Genomic DNA, 6,098 nt, shown 5'->3' with positions numbered 1-6,098 from the left:
GCCGGTCCAGGCTCTCCATCGCGAGCCGGAAGGCCGCCTCGTATTCCGTCTCGAAGGCTTCGCCCTCCACCACCTGCCCGTCCGGTCCGGCGTCCCAGCGGCACCACCAGCCGCAGGGCGAGAGGCTTTCCCGGCCCAGCAGGTCCCGCCGGAGCCGGTTCGGCGCGAAGACCCGATGGCGCTCCTCGCCGCCGCCCTCCCGCAACAGGCCGACCTCGTAATGCAGGTCGTCCCCTCCGGGCTCGAAGCGCAGCATCCGGCCACCCAGCAGCCCGGCCAGGGGATAGGCCTCCATCCGGAAGCGAAGCGGGTTTGCCGCGGCATGGACGGGGTAGCGGATACGGACCGCCGTGACCCCTTCCAGCGACGCTTCCTCCAGGAAGAAGTGCAGCAGCGGCTTGTAGGCGCTGCGCAGCCTGGCCTCGATGCCCGCCGCGCGCAGCCTTTCCTCCACGCCCCGCCGCACGGCCTCGTCCTCGAAGAGCCAGGCCTCCACCCGCCGGCCCGGCCCGGCGCCGAGGCAGCGCACGGCCAGGAGATCCAGGCTGCGCGGGATCGTGGTCTCGGCGAGGATGGCCATGGCGGCCATCCTGGCATGGGATGGCGCGGACGGCGATCCGTCCCCCCTCCCCGCGCCCGGCGTCAGCCGCCCTTGCCGAGATGCTCCCGCAGATGCTCGATCAGCCAGCGTCCCGCCTGGCCCGGCGGGCTCTGGCGCCGGTGCACCACGGAAAGGGCCACGCTGAACCCGTCCCGCTCCTTGGGATGCAGGCGCTTGAGCGCGCCGCCGCTCAGATGCGGCTTCACCAGATGCAGCGGCATGTTGCACCAGCCGAAGCCGCCCAGCAGGAATTCCAGCCGGGTGTGCATGTCGGCGAAGCGCCAGACGTGGTGGCTGACCACGCCGACCGACCAGCCGGTCTGCTCCGAAACATCGGTCAGGACGAGCTGCACGTGCTCCGACAGCACGTCGCGCGACAGGGGCCCCTCCATCGCGGCCAGGGGATGGGCGCTGCTCACCACCGGCACCATGGCCACGTCGGTCAGGAACTCGCGCTCCAGATCCGTGACCCCGGTAACGACGGTGGCATAGACGGCCAGATGCGCCCGCCCGTCCCGGAGATAGCGTTCCGGCGCGCCGACCCCTTCCGTCAGCAGCCGGACCTGGAGCTGCGGGAACTCCAGCCTCAGCGCGCGCAGCGCCGACATGATGGCGTCCAGCGGCAGGAGCTGGTCCACCGCCACGGTCAGCTCCGCCTCCAGCCCCGTGGCGATGCTGGCTGCCCGTTCCCGCAGTGCCGCCGCGCTGTCGAGCAGCCGCCGCGCATCGGCGATCATCACCCGCCCCGCCTCGGTCGGGTGGGGCTTCTTCCCGGTCCGGTCGAAGAGGGTCAGGCGCAGCGTGCTTTCCAGCGTCTGGATGGACTGGCTGACCGCCGACTGCACGCGCTGCAGCCGGCGCGCGGCGGCCGAGAAGCTGCCCGTATCCGCCACCGCCACCAGCACGCGGAGCTGGTCCAGGGTCAAGGGATCGAGCATGGACCTACTCCGGCAAGGCGGGCACGGGGTGCGCTCAGGCCCGCGGCAGGGAGGCCGGGGAGGCCTCGGCCAGCGACACGGCGGGCGGTGCGCCGGCCGCCTCCTCCAGCTCCACCGCCGCCATGCGTTCGGAGGCGCGGACGATCTTCTCCGTGGTGATGTCGATCATCCGCACATCGTCCTGCATGTCGGAGAAATGCTTCTTGAGCTTGGCCACCCGCGTGTCGAGGCGGCCGACCTCGGTGGCCATGCGCTTCACCTCGTCCTGGATGCGCCGGGCCTCGGCCCGGATGCGCACGTCCTGCATCAGCGCCCGCATCGTGCCGAGCACGGCCCAGAGGGTGGAGGGCGAGACGATATAGACCCCCATCCGCGCCGCTTCCTCGACCAGCGGCGCCTGGGTGGCGTGCAGCTCCGCATAGATCGCCTCGGAGGGCACGAAAAGCAGTGCCCCTTCCGCCGTTTCGCCGGGGATCAGGTACTTGGTGGCGATGTCGCCGACATGCTTGCGCATGTCGCTGGCGAAGGCCTTGGCCGCGAGGTCGCGCTCCCGCCCCTCGGAATCGCGCTGCGTCAGCCAGCCCTCCAGCGGGAACTTGCTGTCCACCACCACCGGGCCGGGTGGGTGCGGCAGGTGGATCAGGCAGTCGGCGCGGTGCCGGTTGCTCAGCGTATGCTGCCAGGAATAGCCGTCCGCCGGCAGCCGGTCCTCCACCAGCCGGCGCAGCTGAACCTCGCCGAAGGCGCCGCGCGACTGCTTGTTGGAAAGGATGCCCGACAGCGTCGTCACCTGCGCGCCCAGCGCCTCGATATTGCCGCGCGCCGCGTCGATCACCGCCAGCCTTTCGCCGATGGCCTTGGCGGTCTCCTGCGTGGCGGCGAACTGCTCGGTGAGCTGCCGCGCCACCCGCTCGCTCTGCCCGGTGAGCGCGGCGTTCAGGCGCTCGTTCTGCGCCGCCACCGTCTCGTTCACCCGCCGCCCCTGCTCGATCAGGCTCTCGGTCATGGCCCGGGTCGCCTGGGCCATCCGCTCGGCCAGCGCCACCTCCTGCAGCCTCGCCCGCTCCGCCGCCAGGGCCTGGGCCTCCGCCAGCCGCTGGTTCTGGGCCGACAGCGCCGCCTCCACCTCACGCGCCTGTTGCGCCAGCTGCTCGCCGACGCCGGACTGGATCGCGCCCAGCCGTTCCACCAGGGGCATCAGGGTTTCCGCCTGAAGGGCGGCGGGTCGGCGGAAGAGCAGCAGGAGCAACGCCGCCAAGCCGGGCAGCAGGACCAGGAGGATCAGCCAGTTTTCCAATCCGGAACTCCCAAAGCTCGGTGCCGCCGCGGCGGATTCGGTGGAGAAGGACGCGTTTCGTTCCCCTTTTCCCTTATGGACGCCGCGCGCCGCACACCCAAGGGCAAAACCGGCCGCCGCCGTTCCGCCGGCGCGCGGAGGTGCAACCGGAGGAAGAAGCGCTTTCGGATCTCCTGCGCGTGAGGATTTATGTTGCGGCTGTCATGAAACGCTTCAGTAATGGGCCCGGATTGATCCTGTCCCTTGTGATCCCCCCTCATGAGGATGCCCCATGCGAAGGAAAAGCCTTTTCCCCGAACTTCTCGGGGCGCTGGCCGTCACCGGCACGCTGCTGGTGGCCTATCTGGCCGTCCTCCTGGTGATGGAGGGTCAGGTGGACCACGGCGCCGCCTGGCTGCCCGTCCGCATCGCGCTGAACGAAGGCCCGCCTGCCGTCCTGCCCTGGGAGGCGACCGGACGCCCGGCCGCGTCCCTCGCGCCCTGAGCTCCCGCAAGGGACCTGCCGCGGGCGGAAGCGCGTTCCGGGACCCCTCATTCCGGTCTGCGTCCCCGTCATGCGGCAGGACCGTATAATTTTTGAAAAAACGCCGGTTTGTCGTGATTTACGGCACGGCAAAACGGATTATCGTGGCCCTTACGATTCTGTTATCGGAAGGTGCGACCATGAAGCCGACCCGGCGCGATGCCCTGTTGCTGGCCCCTGCCCTCGCCGCCGGCACGCTCCTCGGGCGTCGCGCCCTGGCCCAGGGCGCGGCGGGCGACGTCACCCGGGGCGGGGTGCTCACGGCGCATCTGGCGGGCGAGCAGCGCATCCTGAACCCGGCCCTGCGCGCCTCCACCGGCGTCTATATCATCACCAGCAAGATGATCGAATCCCTGGTGGACCTCGATGCCGGGGGCAAGCCTGTCGGCGTGCTCGCCACGGGCTGGGAGGCGGCGCCGGACGGCAAGACCATCACCTTCCGGCTGCGCGAGGGCGTGAAGTGGCATGACGGCAAGCCCTTCACCTCGGCCGACGTGCAGTACAACGCGATGGAGCTGTGGAAGACCCAGCTCAACTACTCCACCCAGTTGCAGCAATACCTGACCGCGGTGGACACGCCGGACGAGCGCACCGCCGTCTTCCGCTATTCCCAGCCCATGCCGCTGAACCTGCTGCTGCGCGCGCTCTGCGACCTCGGCTACGTGGTGCCGAAGCACCTTTTCGCCGGCACCAATGTGCTGGAGAACCCGGCCAACACCGCCCCGGTCGGCACCGGCCCCTTCCGGTTCGTGCAGTACGAGCGCGGCCAGTACGTGATCGCCGAGCGCAACCCGGACTACTGGCGCCAGGGCTTCCCCTATCTCGACCGCATCGTCTGGCGCTTCATCAACGACCGCTCGGCGGCCTCGGCGGCACTGGAATCGGGGCAGATTCAGGTCTCGGCCTATAACGGGCTGCCGATGGCCGATCTCGACCGGCTGGCGAAGGACGACCGCTTCACCGTGACCACGCGGGGCACGGAAGCGAATGCCTTCAACAACACGCTGGAATTCAACCACCGGCGCAAGGAGCTGTCGGATGTCCGGGTGCGCCGGGCCATCGCACATGCCATCGACGTGCCCTTCTTCATCGAGAACTTCCTCTACGGCCAGGGCCGCCCCGCCAACGGCCCCATCCCCTCCTCCTCCACCGCCTTCTACCCGGCGGACGTGAAGTTCCCCTATGCCTTCGACAAGAAGAAGGCCGAGGCGCTGCTGGACGAGGCCGGGTACAGGCGCGGCGCCGGCGGGGTGCGCTTCACCCTGCGCCTCGTGCCCATCCAGAACGGCGAGGACGTGCCGCTGCTCGCCACCTATGTCCAGCAGTCGCTGCAGGCCGTGGGCATCCGGGTGGAGATCGTGAACCTCGACATCGCCGGCGCCCTTTCGGCTGTCTACCGCGACTGGAACTTCGACCTGGCCACCGGCTGGCACCAGTATCGCGGCGACCCGGCGGTCTCCACCACCGTCTGGTACCGCTCCGGCAGCCCGAAGGGCGCACCCTGGACCAACCAGTGGGACTGGAAGTCGGAGAAGATCGACGAGCTCACCGACCGCGCCGCCGCGGAGCTCGACCCGGCGAAGCGCAAGGCGCTCTATGCCGAGTGGACAAAGGAGATCAACGAGGCGCTGCCGATCTGGATGATCACCGAGCGGGAGTTCCAGACCGCCGCCAGCAAGCGGGTGCGGAACGGCATGAACTACCCACGCTGGGGCTCCGGCGACTGGCACGACACCTGGCTCGCCGCCGGCTGATCCGGTGCGGGTCCTGGCGCTCGCGGGGCGGCGGCTGCTGGCCAGCCTGCCGACCCTGCTGATCATCCTGGTCGGCCTCTTCCTGCTGCTCCAGCTCGCCCCCGGCGACACGGTCGATGCGCTGATGGCGCAGATGGGTGGCGGCGACCCGGTGCAGATGGAACAGCTCCGCCAGTTCTACGGGCTGGACGCCCCGGTGGCGGTGCAGCTCGGCCGCTACCTGATGCGGCTCCTGAGCTTCGACCTGGGCTTCTCCGCCATCTACGGACAGCCGGTGGTGCGGGTGATCGGGGAGCGCCTGCCGGTCACGCTGCTGCTGATGGGCTCCGCGCTCTGCTTCTCCTTCGCCACCGGCACGGCGCTGGGCGTGCTGGCGGCGCGGCGGGTGAACCGCTGGCCGGATACGCTGATCTCGACCCTGGGGCTGGTCTTCTACGCCACGCCCTCCTTCTGGTTCGGGCTGATGGGCATCGTGCTCTTCGCGGTCAATCTCGGCTGGCTTCCGGCCGGGGGGTTCGAGGAGATCGGGGCGGGCCATACCGGCCTGACCCGCGCGCTCGACATCGCCTGGCACCTCGTCCTGCCCACCGCGACGCTGGCCCTGATCTTCCTCGCCACCTATCTCCGCATCATGCGTGCCGCGATGCTGGAGGTGATGACGCAGGACTTCATCCGCACTGCCCGCGCCAAGGGGCTGGGCGAGACCGGCGTGGTGGTGCGCCACGCGCTGCGCAACGCGCTGCTGCCGATGATCACGCTGGTGGGGCTGCAGGCCGGCACGATGCTGGGCGGCTCGGTGGTGGTGGAGAGCGTCTTCGCCCTGCCCGGCCTTGGGCGCCTCGCCTATGACGCGGTGGTGCAGCGGGACCTGAACATGCTGCTCGGCATCGTCTTCACCTCCGCCCTGCTGGTGATCGTGGTGAATTTCTGCGTGGACCTGCTCTACGCGAAGCTCGACCCGCGCATCGCCGCCGACCGCTGAACG

At 69.8% G+C, this 6,098-nt stretch carries 6 protein-coding genes (1 of these 6 only partly in view); 3 read left to right on the top strand and 3 right to left on the bottom strand.

Annotated elements, in window-relative coordinates; translation table 11 throughout:
- From CTJ15_RS19410 to CTJ15_RS19400, 3 genes are all read right to left on the bottom strand, one after another.
- Positions 1-580, bottom strand: the beginning of a protein-coding gene (locus CTJ15_RS19410) for a hypothetical protein (RefSeq protein ID WP_075822214.1). It extends 1,202 nt beyond the left edge of the window; only the first 580 of its 1,782 coding nucleotides appear in the window; its start codon is at positions 578-580; its stop codon lies beyond the left edge, outside the window.
- A 62-nt stretch (positions 581-642) separates the two neighbouring features.
- Entirely contained in the window at positions 643-1,539 is an 897-nt protein-coding gene (locus tag CTJ15_RS19405; protein ID WP_019460708.1) for a LysR family transcriptional regulator, read from the bottom strand.
- Between the two features lie 34 nt (positions 1,540-1,573).
- Positions 1,574-2,836: a DNA recombination protein RmuC gene (locus tag CTJ15_RS19400; protein WP_019460709.1), complete on the bottom strand. Its 1,263-nt coding sequence runs from the start codon at positions 2,834-2,836 to the stop codon at positions 1,574-1,576.
- A gap of 271 nt (positions 2,837-3,107) precedes the next feature.
- Between CTJ15_RS19400 and CTJ15_RS19395 the strand changes: the two genes are divergently transcribed.
- The 3 genes from CTJ15_RS19395 to CTJ15_RS19385 all read left to right on the top strand — a co-directional run bounded on the left by CTJ15_RS19395 (position 3,108) and on the right by CTJ15_RS19385 (position 6,095).
- Positions 3,108-3,320: a hypothetical protein gene (locus tag CTJ15_RS19395; RefSeq protein ID WP_075822215.1), complete on the top strand. Its 213-nt coding sequence runs from the start codon at positions 3,108-3,110 to the stop codon at positions 3,318-3,320.
- Positions 3,321-3,499: 179 nt separating this feature from the next.
- On the top strand, positions 3,500-5,113 hold the full coding sequence (locus CTJ15_RS19390) for an ABC transporter substrate-binding protein (RefSeq protein ID WP_099781871.1): 1,614 nt from the start codon (positions 3,500-3,502) through the stop codon (positions 5,111-5,113).
- Positions 5,114-5,117: 4 nt separating this feature from the next.
- Positions 5,118-6,095: an ABC transporter permease gene (locus tag CTJ15_RS19385; protein WP_099781870.1), complete on the top strand. Its 978-nt coding sequence runs from the start codon at positions 5,118-5,120 to the stop codon at positions 6,093-6,095.
- Positions 6,096-6,098 lie beyond the last annotated feature (3 nt).

Origin of the sequence: Roseomonas sp. FDAARGOS_362 (genome assembly GCF_002754815.1) — a bacterium.
In the GTDB taxonomy this organism is placed as follows: domain Bacteria; phylum Pseudomonadota; class Alphaproteobacteria; order Acetobacterales; family Acetobacteraceae; genus Roseomonas; species Roseomonas mucosa.
The sequence above is the reverse complement of the archived record's forward strand: the minus strand, read 5'-3'. Positions and strand labels throughout refer to the sequence as shown.

Coding starts and splice junctions, on each gene's coding strand:
- CTJ15_RS19405 (WP_019460708.1), bottom strand. CDS start 1,539: ATGCTCGATCCCTTGACCCTGGACCAGCTCCGCGTGCTGGTGGCGGTG.
- CTJ15_RS19390 (WP_099781871.1), top strand. CDS start 3,500: ATGAAGCCGACCCGGCGCGATGCCCTGTTGCTGGCCCCTGCCCTCGCC.
- CTJ15_RS19395 (WP_075822215.1), top strand. CDS start 3,108: ATGCGAAGGAAAAGCCTTTTCCCCGAACTTCTCGGGGCGCTGGCCGTC.